The organism is Microbacterium martis (genome assembly GCF_047246685.1).
Lineage (GTDB): Bacteria > Actinomycetota > Actinomycetes > Actinomycetales > Microbacteriaceae > Microbacterium.
Genome location: NZ_JBFOKT010000004.1, coordinates 212,034 through 232,476 on the forward strand (window position 1 = coordinate 212,034; position 20,443 = coordinate 232,476).

19 protein-coding genes and 1 rRNA gene are annotated in these 20,443 nt (G+C 70.6%); 12 read left to right on the forward strand and 8 right to left on the reverse strand.

Annotated elements, in window-relative coordinates:
* Positions 1-453 carry a class Ib ribonucleoside-diphosphate reductase assembly flavoprotein NrdI gene (nrdI, locus tag AB3M90_RS15965; protein ID WP_412953829.1) on the reverse strand — a complete coding sequence of 151 codons (453 nt, stop codon included), beginning with the start codon at positions 451-453 and terminating at the stop codon, positions 1-3.
* Positions 454-498: 45 nt separating this feature from the next.
* Positions 499-732 carry a glutaredoxin-like protein NrdH gene (nrdH, locus tag AB3M90_RS15970; RefSeq protein ID WP_412953831.1) on the reverse strand — a complete coding sequence of 78 codons (234 nt, stop codon included), beginning with the start codon at positions 730-732 and terminating at the stop codon, positions 499-501.
* A gap of 379 nt (positions 733-1,111) precedes the next feature.
* Between nrdH and AB3M90_RS15975 the strand changes: the two genes are divergently transcribed.
* From AB3M90_RS15975 to AB3M90_RS15995, 5 genes are all read left to right on the forward strand, one after another.
* Complete coding sequence (locus AB3M90_RS15975) at positions 1,112-2,320, forward strand: MFS transporter (protein WP_412953834.1); 1,209 nt, start codon at positions 1,112-1,114, stop codon at positions 2,318-2,320.
* Positions 2,317-3,231 carry a sugar kinase gene (locus AB3M90_RS15980; protein WP_412953836.1) on the forward strand — a complete coding sequence of 305 codons (915 nt, stop codon included), beginning with the start codon at positions 2,317-2,319 and terminating at the stop codon, positions 3,229-3,231. The genes AB3M90_RS15975 and AB3M90_RS15980 overlap by 4 nt, the downstream gene beginning before the upstream one ends.
* A 130-nt stretch (positions 3,232-3,361) precedes the next feature.
* Positions 3,362-4,120, forward strand: coding sequence for an alpha/beta fold hydrolase (locus tag AB3M90_RS15985; RefSeq protein ID WP_412953839.1), 759 nt, complete (start codon positions 3,362-3,364; stop codon positions 4,118-4,120).
* Positions 4,117-5,289 carry an acyl-CoA dehydrogenase family protein gene (locus AB3M90_RS15990; RefSeq protein WP_412953842.1) on the forward strand — a complete coding sequence of 391 codons (1,173 nt, stop codon included), beginning with the start codon at positions 4,117-4,119 and terminating at the stop codon, positions 5,287-5,289. The genes AB3M90_RS15985 and AB3M90_RS15990 overlap by 4 nt, the downstream gene beginning before the upstream one ends.
* 61 nt (positions 5,290-5,350) lie before the next feature.
* Positions 5,351-6,256 carry a hypothetical protein gene (locus AB3M90_RS15995; RefSeq protein ID WP_412953844.1) on the forward strand — a complete coding sequence of 302 codons (906 nt, stop codon included), beginning with the start codon at positions 5,351-5,353 and terminating at the stop codon, positions 6,254-6,256.
* A 9-nt stretch (positions 6,257-6,265) separates the two neighbouring features.
* On the opposite strand, the gene AB3M90_RS16000 is transcribed toward AB3M90_RS15995, so the two are convergent.
* Positions 6,266-6,538 (reverse strand): metal-sensitive transcriptional regulator, encoded by a 273-nt coding sequence (locus tag AB3M90_RS16000; RefSeq protein ID WP_412953847.1) that lies wholly within the window; start codon positions 6,536-6,538, stop codon positions 6,266-6,268.
* A gap of 36 nt (positions 6,539-6,574) precedes the next feature.
* Here AB3M90_RS16000 and AB3M90_RS16005 point away from each other — a divergent pair, with 36 nt between their 5' ends.
* Positions 6,575-7,852: a DUF445 domain-containing protein gene (locus AB3M90_RS16005; protein WP_412953849.1), complete on the forward strand. Its 1,278-nt coding sequence runs from the start codon at positions 6,575-6,577 to the stop codon at positions 7,850-7,852.
* Between the two features lies 1 nt (position 7,853).
* Complete coding sequence (locus tag AB3M90_RS16010) at positions 7,854-8,783, forward strand: agmatinase family protein (RefSeq protein ID WP_412953851.1); 930 nt, start codon at positions 7,854-7,856, stop codon at positions 8,781-8,783.
* Positions 8,784-8,815: 32 nt separating this feature from the next.
* Here the strand turns inward: AB3M90_RS16010 and AB3M90_RS16015 are convergent, their stop codons facing one another.
* Positions 8,816-9,820, reverse strand: coding sequence for a LacI family DNA-binding transcriptional regulator (locus AB3M90_RS16015; RefSeq protein WP_412953853.1), 1,005 nt, complete (start codon positions 9,818-9,820; stop codon positions 8,816-8,818).
* Positions 9,821-9,933: 113 nt separating this feature from the next.
* Here AB3M90_RS16015 and AB3M90_RS16020 point away from each other — a divergent pair, with 113 nt between their 5' ends.
* From AB3M90_RS16020 to AB3M90_RS16035, 4 genes are read left to right on the forward strand one after another with little or no spacing between them, the layout of a single operon-like run.
* Complete coding sequence (locus AB3M90_RS16020; protein WP_412953856.1) at positions 9,934-11,184, forward strand: sugar ABC transporter substrate-binding protein; 1,251 nt, start codon at positions 9,934-9,936, stop codon at positions 11,182-11,184.
* A 2-nt stretch (positions 11,185-11,186) separates the two neighbouring features.
* Positions 11,187-12,284, forward strand: coding sequence for a carbohydrate ABC transporter permease (locus AB3M90_RS16025; RefSeq protein WP_412953859.1), 1,098 nt, complete (start codon positions 11,187-11,189; stop codon positions 12,282-12,284).
* Positions 12,281-13,120 carry a carbohydrate ABC transporter permease gene (locus tag AB3M90_RS16030; RefSeq protein ID WP_412953861.1) on the forward strand — a complete coding sequence of 280 codons (840 nt, stop codon included), beginning with the start codon at positions 12,281-12,283 and terminating at the stop codon, positions 13,118-13,120. The genes AB3M90_RS16025 and AB3M90_RS16030 overlap by 4 nt, the downstream gene beginning before the upstream one ends.
* Positions 13,117-14,985 (forward strand): glycogen debranching N-terminal domain-containing protein, encoded by a 1,869-nt coding sequence (locus AB3M90_RS16035; protein WP_412953864.1) that lies wholly within the window; start codon positions 13,117-13,119, stop codon positions 14,983-14,985. The genes AB3M90_RS16030 and AB3M90_RS16035 overlap by 4 nt, the downstream gene beginning before the upstream one ends.
* A 16-nt stretch (positions 14,986-15,001) precedes the next feature.
* Here the strand turns inward: AB3M90_RS16035 and hutI are convergent, their stop codons facing one another.
* From hutI to hutH, 3 genes are read right to left on the reverse strand one after another with little or no spacing between them, the layout of a single operon-like run.
* Positions 15,002-16,171, reverse strand: coding sequence for an imidazolonepropionase (gene hutI, locus AB3M90_RS16040; protein WP_412953867.1), 1,170 nt, complete (start codon positions 16,169-16,171; stop codon positions 15,002-15,004).
* The gene (hutU, locus tag AB3M90_RS16045; protein WP_412953870.1) at positions 16,168-17,853 is read right to left on the reverse strand and encodes a urocanate hydratase; all 1,686 of its coding nucleotides are present in this window, start codon (positions 17,851-17,853) and stop codon (positions 16,168-16,170) included. Before hutU ends, hutI begins: the two co-directional genes overlap by 4 nt.
* Entirely contained in the window at positions 17,850-19,388 is a 1,539-nt protein-coding gene (gene hutH, locus AB3M90_RS16050) for a histidine ammonia-lyase (protein ID WP_412953873.1), read from the reverse strand. The genes hutU and hutH overlap by 4 nt, the downstream gene beginning before the upstream one ends.
* Before the next feature lie 106 nt (positions 19,389-19,494).
* Here hutH and AB3M90_RS16055 point away from each other — a divergent pair, with 106 nt between their 5' ends.
* Positions 19,495-20,229, forward strand: coding sequence for an IclR family transcriptional regulator (locus AB3M90_RS16055; protein ID WP_412953896.1), 735 nt, complete (start codon positions 19,495-19,497; stop codon positions 20,227-20,229).
* 82 nt (positions 20,230-20,311) lie between these two features.
* On the opposite strand, the gene rrf is transcribed toward AB3M90_RS16055, so the two are convergent.
* Positions 20,312-20,428: ribosomal RNA gene (gene rrf / locus AB3M90_RS16060) — 5S ribosomal RNA — on the reverse strand.
* Between the last annotated feature and the right edge of the window lie 15 nt (positions 20,429-20,443).

Below are 20,443 nucleotides of genomic sequence, written 5' to 3' on the forward strand. Positions count from 1 at the left end.
TCACCGTCTGCTCGTCAACTGCGCTGTCCACCGTCGTTCCAATCCGTCGCTCACGCGATCAACATCGTCTTGTGTGCCGAAGATCTCGAGCCGATACAAGTGGGGCACCTGACACTTGCGGCTGATGATGTCACCGGCGAGGCAGAACGACTCGCCGAAGTTGGTGTTGCCCGCGGAGATGACTCCGCGGATCAGGCGCCGGTTGCGCTCGTCGTTGAGGAACCGGATCACCTGCTTGGGAACGGCCCCTCGTTCGACGCCGCGTCCCTCACCCCCGCCGTAGGTGGGGGTGATCAGGACGAACGGCTCGTCGACGACGAGATCGTCCTCCTGGTGGTGGAGCGGGATGCGTCGAGCGGGGAGTCCGAGCTTCTCGACGAATCTCGCGGTGTTGCCGGACACGCTGGAGAAATAGACCAGGAGCGGCGCAGCGGTCGCGACGGCGGCGCTCATACTTCTCTCCTGTCGAGGGTGCGGGTCCCTGAGCCTGTCGAAGGGTCAGACCAGGCGGGAGGCGAGCTCGGAGATCTTGTCGGGGCGGAATCCCGACCAGTGGTCCTCGTCGGTGACGACGACCGGTGCCTGCATGTAGCCGAGCGCCTTGACCTGCTCCAGCGCCGCCGGGTCTTCCGACAGGTCGTGGATCTCGTACTCGATGCCCTTCGCGTCGAGCGCGCGGTAGGTCGCGTTGCACTGCACGCACGAAGGCTTGGTGTAGACCGTGATCGACATTGTCATCCCCTCAGATCTTGGTTTTCCGGACAGGACCCCCGCCGGGAGTTCAATACTACATATGGGTGCCGACATTGGGGGCGACCACAAGGGGTAGTAGTTACATCCGTGTAGTTTTCCACTGCTCTCCACTGATACAACACAGGTTGTCCACCGTTTCTTCCACAGGCGAGCGTCGGTTCCGAGGACTCGCGAAGGCCGAGAATCCGCGGCTGGGAGAGACCTGTGAGCGATCCATTCACAGGTGCGACCGTACGCCGGGCCTCCGACATCGATCCGCCTGTGGAATCCGGTCTCCGGCGTGTCGTCGGCGTGTCGTCGGCGTGTCGCGTCGTCGAGGGCGTCGTCGGCGACCGGAGCGGCCCGGTACCGTTGTCTGGTGGCGGGATATCGGGACCTTCTTCGCACGCCGGGAGTGGCGCGCATGATCGCGGCACAGTTGACCGCCCGCTTCCCCAACGGCATGTCGTCGCTGGCCATCCTCCTCCACGTGGAGCAGCAGACCGGATCGTACGGCGCAGCCGGCCTCGTGCTCGCCGCCACGAGCGTGGGTCAGGCGGTCGCCGGCCCGATCACCAGCCGGTGGATGGGCGCCTGGGGCATGCGGCGCGTCATCACGCTGACGCTCGCCGTGTGCGTGATCTCGGTGCTCGGACTGGCCTTCCTCCCCCTCGACGTCCCGGGGTACATGGTGCTGGGCATGGTCGCGGGCCTCTCGACGCCGCCGATCCAGGCCGCGGTGCGAACGATCTACCCGAAGCTCGTCAACGCGTCGCAGCTGACCCCGCTCTTCTCGCTCGACGCCTCGCTGCAGGAGATCATCTGGATCCTCGCGCCGGTCGTGATCACCCTCGTCTCCACGCAGGTGGGCACGGTCGAGGGGCTGCTGCTCGTGGCCGTCATCCTCGTGGTCGGCGGCGCGTGGTTCATCCTCTCCCCCGAGGTCGGCAGAGTGCGCATCCCGCGCAGTCGCACGGCGCTGGGCACCGTGGTGCTCAAGCCGCCCGTCCTGCTCGCCACCGTGATCGGCTTCCTCCTGATCGGGGCCTGCGCCGCCGTCGAGGTCGGCGTGGTCGCGACGTTCGAGCACGGCAGCCTGACCGCCGGCCTCGTCCTCGCGGTGTTCTCGGTCGGCAGCCTGGTCGGCGGACTGGCGTTCGGGCACATCCCCATCGGTCCGTGGGCGATGGCTCGCCGGCTGCTGATCGTGACCGTCGGCCTCGGCCTCACCATGGTCATGCTGAACGTCTTCTGGCTCGGTGGCACGCTCGTGCTCGCGGGCATCGGCATCGCCCCCGCCCTGGCGGTGCTGTTCGCCATCACGTCGGCCAGCGTCAAGTTCAGCGAGACCGCCGAGGCCTTCGGATGGGCGGGCACCGGTCAGCTCATCGGCGCGGCCGCCGGGTCGGCGGTCGCCGGATTCCTGGTCGACCTCGGCGACTGGCGCGGCGCCTACTTCGCCGCGACCCTCTTCGCCGCCGCCGGTCTCCTCGTCGCCGTCGTCTTCGTGCGCTCCTTCCCCGATCTGCGTCATCGCGACGCCAGCCCCCATCCCGATACCGAACCCGTGGCGGTCACCCCTTCATGAGCATCCTGAGCACCCCCGACTCCTCCGCGCCCGAGATCGTCTGCATCGGCGAGACGATGGCCCTCCTCACCCCCGTCGGCGCCACGCTCGCCGGTGCCGAGACCGCGTCGCTGGGCCTGGCCGGGGCGGAGTCCAACGTGACCGCCGGCATCGCGGCATCCGGCCACCGAGCGGCCTGGGCGTCGCGCCTCGGCGACGACCCGCTCGGCGATCGCATCGCGGCCGAGCTGACCCGGCGCGGCGTCGACCTGTGGGTCGAGCGCGCGACGGATGCGCCGACCGGGGTGATGTTCAAGGATCCCGGAGCCGAGGGGTCGTCGGTCTACTACTACCGCCGCGGCTCCGCCGCCTCCGCCATGGCGCCGGGGTTCCTCTCGCCCGAGCGCCTCGCCGGCGTGCGCATCGTGCACACGACCGGCATCACGCCCGCACTCTCCGAAACCTGCCTGCGGATGGTCGACCGACTGTTCGACGATGCGCGCGCGGCCGGCGCCGCCGTGTCGTTCGACGTCAACGATCGACGACCGCTGTGGTCGCGCGAGCAGGCCGCAGCGACCCTCGCCCGCCTGGCGGATGCCGCCGACATCACCTTCGTCGGACGCGACGAGGCCGAACGAATCTGGGGCACGGCGACCGCGGCCGACATCCGCGCGTTCCTGCCGAACTGCGCGCTGCTCGTGGTGAAGGACGGCGACGTCGGAGCCACCGCGTTCGCGGGCGACGATGCACCGGTCTTCGTGCCCGCTCCGCACGTCGACGTCGTCGAGCCGGTCGGCGCCGGCGACGCCTTCGCCTCCGGGTTCCTGGCGGCGACCCTCGACGACCGCCCTCTCGCCGACCGCCTCGCGGCCGGTCATGCCGCGGCCGCCCGCGTGCTCGTGACCCACGCCGACATGCCGCCGATCGACTGACGGCGTGCGCTCCTCGCAAGGAGATGTACGCCAGGGAAGGACGAAAGTCCGGCATCCGTCCTTCCCTGGCGTACATCTCCTCGCGAAGCGCACCGACGCCGCCCGGCCTTCGCGGTTCTAGGCTGGAAGCATGCCTGCTCCGCTCCGCCTCCCCCGCATCGCCTGGGGCTCCCCCTCGGCCCCGCGCCGCGCCCTCCTCGTGCATGGACTCGGTTCTTCGGCGGCGCTCATGTGGCGTCTCGGCGATGCACTCGCCACCGCCGGGTGGCACGCCACCGCGGTCGACCTGCGCGGGCACGGCGATGCGCCGCGCGCCCTCGATTACACCGTGGCCGCCTACGCGGCCGACCTCGCCGCGACCTCCCCGTCGGACGGCGGCGCCTGGGACGCGGTCGTCGGCCACTCCCTGGGGGGTGCGGCGAGCACCGTCGCCGCGGCATCCGATCCGTACTGGACCCGGCGACTCGTGCTCATCGATCCCGCGATCCACGTCGGTGGACGCGACGCATCGATCGTGCGCAGCAGTCAGGAGCGTGCCTTCGCCGACACCCGCCTCGAGATGGTGCAGCAGGAGCATCCGCACTGGCATCCGCAGGATCAGGAGCTGAAGGTCGACGCCGTCCTGCGCGCGAGCGCCTGGGCGGTCGAGCAGACGAGCGCCCAGAACCGGCCGTGGGACGTGCGCGCCGAGGCTGCCCGGCTCGCCGTCCCCACGCACGTGATCGCCGCCGATCCCGCGGTGTACAGCATCTTCACCGGCGACCTGGCCGCCGAGGTGCTCGCCGCGAACCCGTCGATCACCCTGTCGATCGTCGAGGGCGCCGGCCACTCCCTGCACCGCGACAAGCCGGAGGAGTCGATCCGTCACCTCCTGGAGGCGCTGTCGTGAGCGCGTTCGACCCCGAGGCGTTCCTTCCCGACGACCTCCTCGAGCGCATCCGGGAACGGGCGCCGATGCACGATCGCGACAACACCTTCCCGCAGGACGACCTCGACGAGCTCCGCGCGGCGGGATACCTGTCGATCCTGGTGCCCGTCGAACGCGGCGGCGGGGGCCTGTCGCTCGCGCAGGCCGCCGTCCTGCAGCAGCGTCTCGCCGGAGCCGCCCCTGCGACGGCGCTGGCGATCAACATGCACCTGGTGTGGACCGGCGTGGCCAAGGTCTTCTCGGATCGCGGCGTCCCCGGACTCGAGTTCGTGCAGGACGCCGCCGTCGCAGGAGAGGTGTTCGCCTTCGGCATCAGCGAGGCCGGCAACGACCTGGTGCTGTTCGGCAGCGACACCGACGCGGTTCCCGACGGCAGCGGCGGATACGCCTTCACCGGCACCAAGATCTTCACCTCGCTGGCTCCGGTGTGGACGAGGCTCGGCCTGCACGGCCTCGACACGACGAGCGCCGACGGGCCGAAGCTCGTGTTCGCCTTCGTGGAGCGCACGGATGCCGTCGACACCGGCGACGACTGGGACACGCTGGGCATGCGGGCGACGCAGAGCCGCACGACGCGGCTCCGCGGTGCGGTGGCGGATGCCGCGCACGTCGTGCGTCGCATCGACCCCGGGCCCACGCCGGACCCGATCGTGTTCGGCATCTTCTCGGTCTTCGAGATCCTGCTCGCTTCGGTGTACACGGGCATCGCACGGCGGGCGCTCGAGCTCGCGGTGGCCACGGCCGGCACGCGGCGCTCGAAGAAGACCGGCGTCGCGTACAGTCAGGATCCCGACATCCGCTGGCGGATCGCCGATATGGCACTCGCGTACGACGCGCTCCCGCCACAGATCGCCGCGCTGGCGCGCGACGTCGACGACCGGGCCGACCACGGTGCGCGCTGGTTCGCGCTCCTGTCCGGGGTGAAGCACCGCGCGATCACGATGGCGAAGCGGGTCGTCGACGAAGCCATGCTCGTCGCCGGCGGCGGCTCCTACTTCTCCGCGAACGAGCTCTCCCGGCTCTACCGCGACGTGCTCGCCGGCGCCTTCCACCCGTCGGATCCGGAGTCGGCTCATGCGACGGCGGCGAGCGCCTGGCTGGGCCCGCTGGAGTCGGGCACGGCGACGTAGCATATCGGTTCGCTCCGGGGCGGCCTCCGCACGCGGCGCTATCTTGGCGCCGGGAGAAATCATGCTCGACTCGGAAGACGTGCGCCGATCGGCGTTCGCACACGCGTTCTCAGACGCCGTCTCCGCCCGCGGCGTGTCCCTGTCATGGCTGCAACGACGGCTCAAGGACCGCGCCAACCCCGTCTCGGTCGCGACGCTCAGCTATTGGCGCTCCGGCGAGAGGCATCCGGAAGGCCTGCGCTCGCTCACGGCGCTGGAGGACATCGAGCGCCTGCTCGACCTGGAGGCGGGATCACTGGTCGACCTCGTCTGCACGCGCACCCGCCTCGGCGCCCTCGCCCCCGCGCAGAACCCGTTCACCGAGACCGAGGTCACCGCGGCGACCGCGGAGACCCTCGAGATCCTCGACGCTCCCCCCATCGACATCACGCGCCCGATCTCGGCGCACGTCGTCTACACGGTCGACGAGAGCGGGGCGCCGCGACAGCGCACCTCGCGGGTACTCCTGCAGGCCGTCGCTCCGCAGGTCCTCGACATCACCTTCGCCCTGATGTCGGCGGAGCACGTCGTACGACGCCCGGAGTGCACGCTGCGCGGCGCGAGCCTCGTGCGGGAGCATCTCCACGAGAGCGAGCACGTCTACGCGTGCGTGCTCCGTCTGGATCGCCCGCTCGTCCAGGGGGCGACGACCATGCTGGAGGTCGACATGGTCATCCCGCCCCATGACCCGGGGGCGATGCCCGTCGAAGAGGAGGCCCTGGCCTTCGCGATCCGACCCATCCGCGACCTGGTGCTGTGGACCCGGTTCCACCCCGACGCCGTTCCCGATTGGCAGTACGAGTTCGAGCGGACGTCGTCGACCGACGACATCGTCGCGCGTCCGCTGCAGCCGCAGTCGTCGGTGCATCAGTCGCGTCGCGACTTCGGGCCCGGCATCCTCGGCATCCGGTGGGGCTACGATCGCTGAGGCGCCGGGTCAGCGGCGATCGAAGTCGAACGCCTTCAGCAGCTCGACGACCGCCTTGTCGCGCTCGTCGCCGCCCTCGTCGAACATGTCGGTGACGTGCGTGCGCAGGTGGTTCTCCAGCAGCAGCCGGTTCAGCGACTCCAGCGAGCGCTGGATGGCACGGGACTGCGTGATGATGTCCATGCAGTAGTCCTCGTTCTCGATCATCCGGGCCACCCCGCGCATCTGCCCCTCGAGGATGCTCGTGCGGTGCAGGGCACGCTTCTTGATGTCTTCGATCACGTCTCGAGGGTACTCTTCGCGTGAAAGGATGACGTCATGCCGGGAACACGCATGATGCAGCTCTCCCCTGCCGATCAGGTGCGGCTGCGCGCTCTGCGTCGCATGAAGGCGGTGGCCCTGGGGGCGCTCGTCTTCATGGCTCTGGCTTTCGTCGTGGCCTTCGCGTTCCAGGAGCGGATCGGATGGCTGGCCTATGTGCGCGCGGCCGCCGAGGGCGGGATGGTGGGCGCGCTGGCCGACTGGTTCGCCGTGACCGCGCTCTTCCGGCGTCCGCTCGGACTTCCCATCCCGCACACGGCGATCATCCCCAACCGCAAGGACGAGATCGGCCGCACGCTGGGCGAGTTCGTCGAGACGAACTTCCTCGCCGCCGACGTGGTGCGCACGAAGCTGTCGAGCACGGCGATCGCGGTGCGCGCCGGCGAATGGCTCCGCACGGAGGAGCACGCCGAACGGGTCGGGGCCGAGGGGGCGACCATCGCCGCCGCCGTGCTGAACGCCCTCAGCGACGACGACGTGCGCGACCTCATCGCCGACCTCGCCCGCGAACACCTCGTCGAGCCCGAATGGGGTCCCCCCGCCGGCGTCTGGCTGGCCAAGATCGTCGAGGCCGACGCGCATCACGGCGCGGTGGACCTGGCCGTCGACACGATCGGACGGTGGCTCGACGCCAACGCCGAGTCGTTCACCGGACTCGTCTCGCGCCGGCTGCCGTCGTGGGTGCCGCGCCTCGCGCATCGCTTCGTCGACGACACCGTCTACAACGAGGCCGTCAAGTTCGTGCGGGCGGTGCAGGCCGATCCGCGGCATCCGGCCCGTCTCGCGATCGACGGCTACCTCTCTCGACTGGCCGACAACCTGCAGAACGATCCGGCGACCCGGCAGAAGCTCGAGAGCGCGAAGGCGTCGCTCTTCGACAGCCCGCGCGTGGGAGCCCTCGCCGCCGAGGCGTGGAACACGGCGAAGAACGGTCTTCTCACGGCACTCGCCGACGAGCACAGCGGCCTGCGCCGGCGGGCGGTGCGCGCCCTGCAGGAGGTCGGCGAGCGCCTGACGACGGATGCCGCGCTGCAGCAGCGCGTGGACACCTGGGTGTCGGACGCCGCGGTCTTCCTGGTCGACCGCTACCGTCACGACATCGCCTCGATCATCACCGACACGGTGGAGCGGTGGGACCCGGCCGAGACCACGGAGAAGATCGAGCTCATGGTCGGACGCGACCTGCAGTACATCCGCCTGAACGGCACGTTCGTCGGTGCCCTCGCCGGGCTCGCCATCTTCACGCTGGCGCACGCCCTGATTCCCGGAGTGTGACGTGACAGCCTCGTCCCGACAGCTGAGCCGCGATCCGCTCTGGCCCCGCGCCGGCGGCTGGCCGGCCTTCGACGCCGCGGCGGATGCCGTTCTCGTCGGAGTCCCCACGTGGCGCACGTCGCTGTCGCCGACGGGAGCGCACGCCACGCCCGCGGCGATCCGCGACGCCCTCCCCCGCTTTGGTGCGACGCTGATGGGCCCGCCGGCGGTGACGCTCGACGAGGTGCTGCGCATCGCCGACGCCGGCGACGTCGCCGAGCCCGACGGCGACGCGGGCGAGGCCTCGGTCATCGCCCGCGTGCGCGAGCTCCGCGCGGCCGCGCGGCTCGTGATCGCTCTGGGCGGCGACAACTCCCTGACCTATCCGGTCGCGCTGGGCGCCGAGGCGACGGGACTGGTCACCTTCGACGCCCACTTCGACCTGCGCGACGGCGTCTCGAACGGAACACCCGTGCGACGTCTCGTCGAAGACACCCCCGCGAGCGCGACGGTCGACACGTCGCGCATCGACCCGACGCGCATCGTGCAGATCGGCATCGCGGACTTCGCCAACTCCAAGGCGTATGCGCAGCGTGCCGCCGACTGGGGCATCCGCGTGATCACGCTCGACGACGTGCGCCGGCGGGGCGTCGACGACGTCGTCGCCGAGGCGCTCGAGGTCGCGGGCGCCGGTGCGGGCTCCCGGATCCACCTCGACATCGACGTGGACGTGTGCGATCGATCGGTGGCCCCCGGATGTCCGGCGAGCGTGCCCGGCGGCCTGGCCGCCTGGGAGCTGCGCGCGCTGACGAGGGCGGTCGCCTCGGATGTGCGGGTCGGCAGCGCCGACATCGCCGAGGTGGATGCGACGGCCGATGCCGATGACGGGCGCACTGTACGGCTCGCCGCCCTGTGCGTTCTCGAGCTTCTCGCAGGACTCGCCCTGCGCTGAGATCCCGCCGCTCCTGCGGCGCCGACCGCCGCTCAGCGGACGATCAGCTCGGGCGTGATCAGGGCATGAGCCGCGCCGGACTCGAGCCGGCGGGGTGCCACGACGTCGCCGGTGGGCCCCATGAGCAGATGCAGGATGGCCTCGGCGACGTCTTCCGGCCGCTGCTCCACGCTCGAGAACCCCAGCGCCTCGGCCGTGGGGGTGTTGTCGAAGCCGATGACGGGGACGGCGATGCGCGCATCAGCGAGGGCGAGCAGGGCCCCGACGGCGAGGGAATCGCTGGCGCAGACGAGCGCGTCAGGACGGCTTCCTTCCTCCAGTGCGCGAGCGACCGCCTGACGGGCCCCGGGCACGGACTCCTCTGCGACGATGCGCACACCGCGCGCACCGGCATCCGCGACGGTCTCGCGCCAGCCGCGCTCGCGATCGTCGCCGGTCCCCGATCCTGTCGGCCAGCCGAGGAAGGCCACGGAGGCGCCGTGCGTCAGGCCGTGCTGCGTCGCGGCACGGGTGCCCGCGGCGCCGTCGACGTCGACCCACAGGTGCAGCGGGTCGGCGATGTCGTCATCGCCCCACGGACGGCCGAAGGAGATGAACGGCAGGCCGACGGCGTCGAGGTGTCCGACGCGAGGATCGTCGCGCACCGTGCCGGTGATGATCGCCGCGTCGATCTCCGATCCCTCCCACAACTCGGCGAGTCGGCCCAGCTCCTCCTGCGGAGTGCGCGCCGCGTACACGAGCATCCGCATCCCGCGCTCACTGGCCCGCTCGGTGATCGCGTGCACGAAGCGGTCGAGCACCACGCCGGAGACGCCTCCGAGATAGGGGTCGAGTCGGATGCCGATGGTCGAGCTGCGGCGCAGGCGCAGGCGGCGCGCGGCGGCATGCCGCCGGTAGCCCAGCTGGTCGATGGAAGCGAGCACGCGCTCCCTCGTCGCCGGCTTCACGATGTCGGGAGTGTTCAGCACGTTCGACACCGTCTGGCGCGAGACGCCGGCGTGCGCCGCGACGTCTTCCACCGTGGGCGCCTTCGCCATCCCGTCCTCGATCCTGGCGGGCTTGACACGTCCGCTCCGCCGCACCTAGCGTATTCCATGCGGAGTTTGATCGTTCAAATTCTGTCCACGAGGCCTCATCAAAGGAGAGAGACATGACACGGCAGACCACACGCGCCCTCCTCGGCACCGGGGCGGTGCTGCTCACCACGACGCTCGTTCTCACGGGCTGCGGCTCCGGCTTCGCCGGCGACGAGCCGTCGGGCGATTCCGACGGGCTCACCTCGTCGGACGACGCGCTCACCGTCCTGATCGGCTCCTCGGGCGACGCCGAGACCGAAGCCGTTCAGTCGGCGCTCGACGCGTGGTCGGAGGAGTCGGGCACCGACGTCGAACTCCAGGTCGCGAGCGACCTCGCCCAGGAGCTCTCGCAGGGCTTCGCCGCGGGCGAGCCCGCCGACCTGTTCTACCTCGCCCCCGAGCAGATGGCCGGCTACGCATCGAACGGCTCCCTGCAGGCCTATGGCGACGACCTCGCGAACAAGGACGATTTCTACCCCTCTCTCGTGGAGAACTTCACCCTCGACGGCACGTTCTACTGCGCGCCGAAGGACTTCTCGACGCTCGGTCTCGTGATCAACACGCAGATGTGGACGGATGCCGGCCTCACCGACGCCGATCTCCCGACGACGTGGGACGACCTGGCGACGGTCGCCCAGAAGCTCACCACCCCCGAGCACGTGGGTCTCGCGTTCGGCGCCGAGTATCAGCGGATCGGCACCTTCATGGCGCAGGCCGGCGGCGGCCTCGTCGACGACGGCACTGCGATCGCCGACGACCAGGCGAACGTCGACGCGCTCGACTACGTCAAGACGCACCTCGGTGACGGCTCCTTCGCCTATGCCAAGGACATCGGTGCGGGCTGGGGCGGCGAGGCGCTCGGAAAGGGCCTCGCGGCGATGGTGATCGAGGGCAACTGGATCACCGGCGCGATGGCGAACGACTTCAGCTCGGTCGACTACACCGTCGCAGAGCTTCCGGAGGGCCCCGGCGGTGCGGGCACCCTGCAGTTCACGAACTGCTGGGGCATGGCGGCCGACAGCCCCAACCAGCAGGCCGCGCTCGACCTCGTCGAGTACCTGACGAGCGCCGACAGCCAGCTCGCGTTCTCGAAGGCCTTCGGCCCGATGCCGTCGATCGCCTCGGCCGCCGACCAGTGGACGGCCGACAACCCGACGCTCGCGCCGTTCCTCGCCGGTGCCGACTACGCGCAGTTCCCGCCGAACCAGGACGGTGCGGCCGACGTCATCGCCGACTTCAACGCGCAGCTGGAGTCGCTGAAGACCGGTGACCCCGCGCAGATCCTCGACGGCGTGCAGTCCAACCTCGAAGCGATCGTCGAGTAAGCATGGCGGCGCAGGCCACGCCTCGCCGCGGAGGGGCCTCCGGGCTCCGCCGCGGCGAGGCCGCAGCCGGATGGCTCTTCACCGCCCCGGTGATCGCCATCCTCGGCGTGTTCCTGCTCGTCCCGGTGCTCATGGCCCTGTGGGTCAGCATGTCGGACTGGGCCGGGCGCGGGAGTCCCCTCTCGCCGTCGGTCTCGTTCGTGGGGGCCGAGAACTACTCCGCCGTGCTCGCCGACGGGGGGCTCGCCACCAAGGACTTCGGCACAGCTCTGCGCAACAACGCCTGGTACGTGCTGCTCGTCGTGCCGCTGCAGACGGCGATCGCGCTCTTCCTCGCGGTGCTCGTGAATCGCGCGGTGCTGCGCGGACGCGGGTTCTTCCGCACCGCCTACTACTTCCCCTCCGTCACCAGCTCGGTCGCCATCACCGTGCTCTGGCTGTTCCTCTTCTCCGCGAGCGGCGCGGTGAACAGCGTGCTCGCGTGGTTCGGCGTCAACGGCCCGAACTGGTTCAACGATCCCCGCGGCATCCTGCACCTGGTCCTCAGCGGAATCGGCGTCGACGCCGGCCCTGCCGCCCTGACCGGCGGCGGGATGCTCGGCATCTCGTGGTGGGAGTGGCTCGCCGGCCCCTCGATCGCGATGAGCGCCTACATCCTCATGGCCGTCTTCACCACCTCCGGCACCTTCATGCTCCTGTTCCTCGCCGGGCTGCAGAATCTCGGTGCCGACGTCGACGAGGCCGCCATGATGGACGGCGCGAACAGCTGGCAGCGCTTCTGGCGCGTCACGCTCCCCCAGTTGCGCCCGACGCTCTTCACGGTGCTGACCCTCGGCCTCATCGGATGCTGGCAGGTGTTCGACCAGATCTACACGGGAACGCGGGGGGCACCGAGCAAGACGACGCTCACGCCCGCCTATCAGTCGTACAAGACCGCGTTCACGGATCAGGAGTGGGGGCAGGGCGCCGCGATCGCCTTCATCCTCTTCGTCATCATCGTCGTGTTCACGCTGCTGCAGCGTTGGGTGCTCCGCGACCGGCCCGTGTCGCGCCGTCGCATCCGCGCGTACGAGGTCGCCGCACAGGGGAAGACGTCATGAGACTCTCGTCGAAGCAGCTCACGTGGCAGATCGTGCTGTATGCGGTGCTGATCGTGCTCGCGCTGATCTACATCTACCCCTTCCTGATCCAGGTGTTCACGAGCTTCAAGACCGATGAGGATGCCGCATCCTCAGGGCTCGGTCTGCTTCCGGAGTCGTGGACGTTCGCGGCGTATGAGCGCCTGTTCGCGAACTCCGACTTCCCGTCGTGGTTCGTCAACAGCGCGATCGTGACGATCGTCGTCACCGCCGGGCGCGTGTTCTTCAACTCGCTCGCCGGGTACGCGCTCGCCCGTCTGCGCTTCCGCGGCCGCGGCGTCGTGTTCGCCGCACTCGTGGCGGTCATGTCGGTGCCGACCGTCGTGCTGCTCATCCCGAAGTTCCTCGTGATCAATCAGCTCGGCATCTTCAACTCGTACGCGGGCATGATCCTGCCGCTGCTCGTCGACGCCGCCGGCGTGTTCATCATGAAGAACTTCTTCGAGTCGATCCCGGTCTCGGTCGAGGAGCAGGCGCGCATCGACGGCGCCGGCACGTTCCGCATGTTCTGGTCGGTCGTGCTGCCGATGGCCACGCCCGCGCTCATCACGATCGTGATCCTGTCGTTCCAGGGGTCGTGGAACGAGCTCAGCCATTTCATCGTGTCGACCAACGACCCCGCCCTGACGACCCTGACGAAGGGCGTCGCGTCCCTCGCGAGCGGACAGCTCAGCCAGGGCACCCAGTATCCGCTCAAGCTGGCGGCCGCACTCATCATGACGATCCCCGTCGCCGTGATGTTCTTCATCTTCCAGCGCCGCATCATGAATTCCACCGAAGGAGCCGTCAAGGAATGACCGACCGCCCCCACCTCCAGCCCCTGCTCGACGACGCCGTGATCGTGCTCGACGCACCGACCCAGGTGTGGTCGGGGCGTGACGGCCTGCTCGGCTCCGCGCCGATCCACGGGGTGTTCCACGGCGACGTCCGGCACATCTCCGCCGTCGACCTCGCGGTGCAGGGAACGGACCTGGAGTCGATCGGATGCTCGTCGCCGACACCGCAGCACGTGCGCTTCACCGACGTCCTGCGCGGAATCGACGATGCGGGGGCCGATCCCAAGGTGCGGCTCGACAGGGATCGCACCGTGACGGCCGGCCGATTCACCGAGAGGTTGCGCTTCTCCTCGCACCTCGAAGATGCCGTGGAGATCGCGATGACGGTGCGCGTACGCCCCGACTTCGCGCCCATGCAGCTCGTCAAGGCGGGGCTCGGCGGCGATCGGGACTGGACGTGGGACGGCGAGCGCTGCCGAGCGGGCGAGGCGTCGTTCGCCCTGACGGCTCCGGGCGCCGAGGTGTCGCTCGACGGCGGCGATCTCGTCGTCGCCTGGCGTGAGACCATCCCTCCGCGCGGCGCCGCCGAGCTTTCGTGGTCGGCCGACCTCGACGACCCGACCCTCGTGGTGACGACACCCGGGCGCGCCGCCGAGACCCGTCGCATCGACACGGGCGCGGATCCTCGCGTCGCCCGCTGGCTCGACCGTGCGACCGCCGATCTCGGCGCGCTGCGGCTCGCGCTCCCCGACCACCCGGACGACGCCTTCTACGCGGCGGGCGCACCGTGGTTCTTCACCCTGTTCGGGCGGGACTCGATCTGGGCGGCGCGCCTCGCTCTGGCATCCGACCCCGCGATCGCCGGATCGACTCTGCGGGTGCTCGCGCGGCTGCAGGGGACTACGGTCGACCCCCAGAGCGCCGAGGCGCCCGGCAAGATCGCGCACGAGCTGCGCAGCGCCGAGCTCTCGCTGCCGGGCGAAGGAGTGCTCCTGCCGCCGCTGTACTACGGCACGGTCGACGCCACACCGCTATGGGTGTGCCTGGTGGCCGACGCGTGGGACGCGGGGATGCCGGAGCACGACCTGCGCGAGCTCCTCCCCGCGTTGCGCGCCGCCCTGGACTGGATGGTCGTGCACGGCGACGCCTCCGGCAGCGGATTCATCGACTACGCCGACGCGACCGGTCACGGCCTGGCGAACCAGGGGTGGAAGGACTCCGGCGACTCGATCCAGTGGCGCGACGGACGGCTCGCCGAGGGCCCGATCGCCCTCAGCGAGGTGCAGGGCTACGCCTACGAGGCCGCCGTGCGCGGGGCGGCGCTGCTCGACGGGCTCGGCGAGACGGGTGGCGACGCCCTGCGCTCGTGGGCGGCCGACCTGCGCACGCGGTTCCGCGAGGCGTACTGGGTCACGACGCCGGAGGGGCGGTACCCGGCCATCGCGCTCGACGCCCACGGCGCCGCGGTCGACACGCTCACCAGCAACATCGGCCACCTCATCGGGACCGGCCTGCTCGACGCCGACGAGGAGCGCGGGTGCGCGGAGCTGCTCCTGGGCGACTCGATGTCGAGCGGCTACGGCATCCGCACGATGTCGACGGATGCCGTCGGCTACTGGCCGCTCAGCTACCACGGCGGCAGCGTGTGGACCCACGACACCGCGATCGCCGTGCACGGGATGCTGCGCGCCGGTCTCGTGGACGAGGCCCGACACGTCGCCGCGCAGCTGCTCGACCTGGCCGAGGGCTTCGACTACCGGGTGCCGGAGCTGCACTCCGGTGAGCCGCGCGTGCCAGGGGGCGCTCCGGTGCCGTATCCCGCGGCATGCCGCCCGCAGGCCTGGTCGGCCGCCGCGGCCGTCGTCTGCGCCGAGGCTCTGCGCTGAGGCGACGGGGTCGGCGTCAGCGGACGGCGACCCCGTCCTTCCAGACGCGCTGCACGAGGGGCACGCCCGGACGGTAGGCGAGGTGGATCCGCGTCGGCGCGTTCAGCAGCACGAGGTCGGCCCGCGCTCCCGGGGCGATGAGCCCGACGTCGTCACGCCGCAGCGCCTTCGCACCGCCCGCGGTCGCCGCCCACACGGCTTCGGCCGGAGTCATCCCCATGTCGCGGACGGCGACGGCGATGCAGAACGGCATGGACGAGGTGAAGCTCGACCCCGGATTGGTGTCGCAGGCGAGCGCGACGGTGACGCCCGCGTCGATGAGCCGCCGGGCGTCGGGGTACGGCTGCCGCGTCGAGAACTCGACGCCCGGCAGCAGCGTGAGGACGGTGTCGGACCCGGCGAGCGCCGCGACATCGGCATCCGTCAGATAGGTGCCGTGATCGACCGACGCCGCCCCGAGCTCCACGGCGAGCCGCACGCCGTCGCCCGGTCCGAGCTGGCTCGCATGCAGGCGGGCACGCAGGCCGCGCGTGATTCCCGCTTCGAGGATGCGGCGAGACTGCGCTGCCGTGAACGCGCCGGTCTCGCAGAACACGTCGATCCACCGGGCGTGCGGCGCACAGGCGTCGAGCATCGGGCCGCACACGAGGTCGACGTACGCCTCGGGGTCGTCGGCGTACTCGGCCGGGACGACGTGCGCCCCGAGGAACGTGACCTCGGGCGTGGCCTCGGCAGCCAGGCGCACGAGCCGCTCCTCGTCGGCGACCGAGAGGCCGTAGCCGCTCTTGATCTCGACCGTGGTGGTGCCCTGCCCGAGCATCTCGTCGAGGAACCCGCGCAGGCGCGCGCGGAGCTCGTCGTCGCTCGCGGCGCGCGTGGCGGCGACGGTGGAGCGGATGCCGCCGGCGGCGTACTTCTGCCCGGCCATGCGCGCCTCGAACTCGGCGGCGCGGTCGCCGCCGAACACGAGGTGGCTGTGGCTGTCGACGAAGCCGGGGATCAGGGCTCGGCCCTCGGCGTCCACGACCTCGTCGGCGTCCGGCGCCTCTGCCGCCGAGCCGACCCACGCGATCCGGTCTCCCTCGATCAGCACGGCTGCGTCGTGCGTGGTGCCGCAGGGGTCGGTCGGGTCGGAGGCGACGTTGGTCGTCAGCTCGCCGATGTTCGTCAGCAGCACGGTACTCACAGCATCGGCACCGTCAGGCCGCGCTCGCGGGCGATATCGCGCGCGTGCTCGTATCCCGCGTCGACGTGGCGCATGACGCCGGTGCCGGGGTCGTTGGTCAGCACCCGCTCGAGCTTCTCGGCGGCGAGCGCGGAGCCGTCGGCGACCGTGACCTGGCCGGCGTGGATCGACCGGCCGATGCCGACACCTCCGCCGTGATGCAGCGACACCCACGATGCACCGGAGGCCGTGTTCAGCAGCGCGTTGAGCAGCGGCCAGTCGGCGATCGCGTCAGAGCCGTCCTTCATCCCCTCGGTCTCGCGGTACGGCGAAGCCACGGAGCCGGAGTCGAGGTGGTCGCGACCGATCACGATCGGCGCCGAGAGCTCGCCCGAGGCCACCATCTCGTTGAACTTCAGGCCGGCGAGGTGGCGCTCCTTGTAGCCCAGCCAGCAGATACGCGCCGGAAGACCCTCGAAGTGGACCTTCTCGCCCGCCTTCTCCAACCAGCGGTGCAGCGCGGCGTCCTCGGGGAACAGCTCGGCGATCGCGCGGTCGGTCTTGCGGATGTCCTCCGGGTCGCCCGAGAGGGCGGCCCAGCGGAAGGGCCCTCGCCCCTCCTCGAACTGCGGGCGGATGTACGCGGGCACGAAGCCCGGGAAGTCGAAGGCCCGCTCGAAGCCGCCCAGCTGCGCCTCGGCACGGATCGAGTTGCCGTAGTCGAAGACCGCGGCTCCGGCGTCCTGGAAGCCGACCATCGCCGCGACGTGCGCGGCCATGGACTCGCGGGAGCGACGCGTGAACTCCTCGGGATCGCGCGCCGCCTCCGCCTTCCACTGCTCGACCGAGACACCGACGGGGAGGTAGGCGAGCGGGTCGTGAGCACTCGTCTGGTCGGTGACGATGTCGATCGGCACGCCGCGGCTCAGCAGCTCGGGGAAGACCTCGGCCGCATTGCCGACGAGGCCCACGGAGAGAGCTTCACCCGCCTCCTTCGCGGCTGTGACGCGGGCCACCGCGGCGTCGACATCGGCCGTGTACTCGTCGAGGTAGCCGTGGTCGACGCGACGGGCCAGCCGTGTCTCGTCGACATCGACGATCAGCACGACCCCCTCGTTCATGGTCACGGCGAGCGGCTGCGCCCCGCCCATGCCCCCGGCTCCGCCCGTCAGGGTCAGGGTGCCCTGCAGCGAGTCGCGACCGAGCGAACGGGCCACGGCCGCGAAGGTCTCGTACGTCCCCTGCAGGATCCCCTGCGTGCCGATGTAGATCCACGACCCGGCCGTCATCTGGCCGTACATCGTGAGTCCGAGCTGCTCGAGCCGCCGGAACTCCGGCCAGTTCGCCCAGTCGCCCACGAGGTTCGAGTTCGCGATCAGCACCCGCGGCGCCCACTCATGCGTGCGGAACACGCCGACGGGTTTGCCCGACTGCACGAGCAGCGTCTCGTCGGGCTCGAGCTCGTCGAGGGTCCGCACGATCGCGTCGTAGGCCTCCCAACTGCGAGCCGCTCGGCCGGTGCCGCCGTAGACGACGAGGTCTTCGGGGTGCTCGGCGACCTCGGGATCGAGGTTGTTCATCAGCATCCGCTTCGCTGCCTCGGCGCCCCAGCTCTTCGCGGTGCGCTCGTTGCCGCGCGGCGCCCGGACGATGCGGCTCGAGGGGGCCCCTGAGGCCCCTGAGCCTGTCGATGGGTCGGTCATCTCTTGTTCTCCTCTGCGACGCGGGCGACGGCACCCGACTGGACGAGTGCGGCCACGGCTTCGATCTCGGGGGAAAGGAATCGGTCGGGTCCCGGTCCACCCGCCACGGTGCGCACGAGGTCGCGGACCGCACCGGTCGCCGGGCCGGGTCTCAGCGGCGCGCGCAGGTCGAGAGCGCGGGCGCCGGTGAGGATCTCGATCGCGAGCACCCTGCCGAGTCCGTCGATGGCGCGGCGCAGCTTGCGTGCCGCCGCCCATCCCATCGACACGTGGTCCTCCTGCATCGCCGACGACGGGATGGAGTCGACGGATGCCGGAACCGCCAGCCGCTTCAGCTCCGAGACGATACCGGCGGCGGCGTACTGCGCGATCATCAGCCCTGAGTCGACACCGACCTCGTCGGCGAGGAACGGCGGCAGGCCGCGGTTCCGCGCCGGATCGAGGGCGCGGTCGGTGCGGCGCTCCGACACCGATGCGACGTCGGCGACGGAGATGGCGAGGAAGTCGAGCACAGCGGCGACGGGTGCCCCGTGGAAGTTGCCGTTCGACTCGATGCGGCCGTCGACGGTGATCACCGGGTTGTCGATCACGCTCCTCAGCTCGCGGTCCGCGATCAGGGTCGCGTGGGCCGCGGTGTCGCGTGCGGCCCCGTGCACCTGGGGCGAGCAGCGGAGCGAGTACGCGTCCTGCACCCGGCCGTCCTCCGGCCCCTTGTGGCTCTGCACGACCGGCGAGTCGCCGAGGAACGACCTCAGGTTCTGCGCCGACTCCGCTTGCCCGAGTTGCGGACGCAGCGCCATGAGGTCGGCGGCGAACACGGCATCCGTCCCCAGCTGCGATTCGATCGACATCGCCGCCGCGAGGTCAGCCGTGACCAGGAGCGCGTCGAGGTCGTGCAGGGCGAGGGAGAGCATCGCGAGCATCCCGTCGGTGCCGTTGATGAGCGCGAGACCCTCCTTCTCCACGAGCATGAGCGGCTCGATGTCGGCGGCGGCGAGGGCGTCGGCGGCGGAGACGATGTCACCGTCGCCGACGCGCACCTCTCCCTCGCCCATGCTCGCGAGAGCGATGTGCGCGAGCGGTGCGAGGTCGCCGGAGCACCCGAGCGATCCGTACTCGCGGACGATCGGCGCGATTCCCGCGTTCAGCAGAGCGGCGTACGTCTCCACCACGACGGGCCGCACTCCGGTGCGGCCGGAGGCGAGCGTCTGCAGACGCAGCAGCTGGAGGCCGCGGACGACCTCGCGCTCGACCTCGACGCCGGTGCCGGCCGCGTGCGAGCGGATGAGACTCGCCTGAAGCTGCCGTCGTCGATCGGCGGCGATGAACGTGGTGGCCAGGGCACCGAAACCGGTGGAGACCCCGTAGTGCGGGTTCGGGTCGGCGGCGAGTCCGTCGATCACCCGACGAGTCTCGGCGACGCGCTCGAGCGCATCGGGGGCGAAGACGACGGCGGCATCGTGACGGGCCACGGCGACGACGTCGGCGATCGTCAGCGGGGCGTCGCCCACGACGACGGTGGAGGAAGTTCTCATGCCTCGATTCCACACCCGGGCGATGGTGCCGATCAGGTCGATCTGGCATTCTGTGTCTGTGATCACAGACAATGCGGAGAGCGTGTCGCGCTCGTCGCGTGCGCAGGTGCCGGCCGCCGACAATACGCTGCGTATGCTGCGCTATCTCGCCGGTCGCCCCGCACCGGTCGCCGCCTCGGCCATCGCGCGGGACCTCGCTCTCCCCCGCTCCACCGTCTACCACTTGCTGACCACGCTCGCCGACCACGGCTTCGTGCTGCACCTGTCCGAGGAGCGCCGCTGGGGCCTGGGCACCTCGGCATTCGAGCTCGCCGGCGGCTACTCCCGGCAGCAGCCCCTCGCCCGTCTCGGGAGGCCCCTTGTCGCAGCACTGTCGGACCGTCTGGGCGAGAGCGCGCACCTGGCCGTGATGAGCGGTGGGGACGTGCTGTACATCGTCGAGGAGCGGGCGCCGCGACGACCGGCTCTCGTCACCGACGTGGGGGTCCGGCTGCCGGCTCACCTCACCGCGTCCGGCCGCGCCATGCTCGCGGCCCTGCCGCGCGAACAGGTGCGAGCGCTGTATCCTGACGCCGCGGCGTTCCCCGACCGGACCGGACGGGGCCCGCAGACGCCCCGCGAGTTGCGCGAGGTGCTTCGGATCGGGAGGGTGCGGGGGTACGCGACGGAGGACAGCGAGATCGCAGACGGCCTGCGCAGCGTCGGCGCGGTCGTCCGCGACCACGCCGACTGGCCCGTCGCCGCCGTCGCCGTCACCTGGGCCGATCCGACGCTCGATGAGCGGACGCTGGCGGATGCCGTGCGCGAGACCGCATCCGTGCTCGAGTCGCGACTGCACTGACGTGCGGCTCGCCGTCGTGCGACACGAACGCGTTAACGCAGAGAAGCCACCCAACTCTGGGTGGCTTCTCTGTCTAAAGGGAGTCCGGCGGTGTCCTACTCTCCCACAGGGTCCCCCCTGCAGTACCATCGGCGCTATGAGGCTTAGCTTCCGGGTTCGGAATGTGACCGGGCGTTTCCCTCACGCTATGGCCGCCGAAACACTATTGATGTTT

Excerpts from the sequence above, each read along its gene's own strand:
- AB3M90_RS15985 (WP_412953839.1), top strand. The coding sequence starts at position 3,362 with ATGCCTGCTCCGCTCCGCCTCCCCCGCATCGCCTGGGGCTCCCCCTCG.
- nrdI (WP_412953829.1), bottom strand. The coding sequence starts at position 453 with ATGAGCGCCGCCGTCGCGACCGCTGCGCCGCTCCTGGTCTATTTCTCC.
- nrdH (WP_412953831.1), bottom strand. The coding sequence starts at position 732 with ATGTCGATCACGGTCTACACCAAGCCTTCGTGCGTGCAGTGCAACGCG.
- AB3M90_RS16030 (WP_412953861.1), top strand. The coding sequence starts at position 12,281 with ATGAGACTCTCGTCGAAGCAGCTCACGTGGCAGATCGTGCTGTATGCG.
- hutH (WP_412953873.1), bottom strand. The coding sequence starts at position 19,388 with ATGAGAACTTCCTCCACCGTCGTCGTGGGCGACGCCCCGCTGACGATC.
- AB3M90_RS16020 (WP_412953856.1), top strand. The coding sequence starts at position 9,934 with ATGACACGGCAGACCACACGCGCCCTCCTCGGCACCGGGGCGGTGCTG.
- hutU (WP_412953870.1), bottom strand. The coding sequence starts at position 17,853 with ATGACCGACCCATCGACAGGCTCAGGGGCCTCAGGGGCCCCCTCGAGC.
- AB3M90_RS15995 (WP_412953844.1), top strand. The coding sequence starts at position 5,351 with ATGCTCGACTCGGAAGACGTGCGCCGATCGGCGTTCGCACACGCGTTC.
- AB3M90_RS15980 (WP_412953836.1), top strand. The coding sequence starts at position 2,317 with ATGAGCATCCTGAGCACCCCCGACTCCTCCGCGCCCGAGATCGTCTGC.
- AB3M90_RS16025 (WP_412953859.1), top strand. The coding sequence starts at position 11,187 with ATGGCGGCGCAGGCCACGCCTCGCCGCGGAGGGGCCTCCGGGCTCCGC.
- AB3M90_RS16015 (WP_412953853.1), bottom strand. The coding sequence starts at position 9,820 with ATGGCGAAGGCGCCCACGGTGGAAGACGTCGCGGCGCACGCCGGCGTC.
- AB3M90_RS16035 (WP_412953864.1), top strand. The coding sequence starts at position 13,117 with ATGACCGACCGCCCCCACCTCCAGCCCCTGCTCGACGACGCCGTGATC.
- AB3M90_RS16005 (WP_412953849.1), top strand. The coding sequence starts at position 6,575 with ATGCCGGGAACACGCATGATGCAGCTCTCCCCTGCCGATCAGGTGCGG.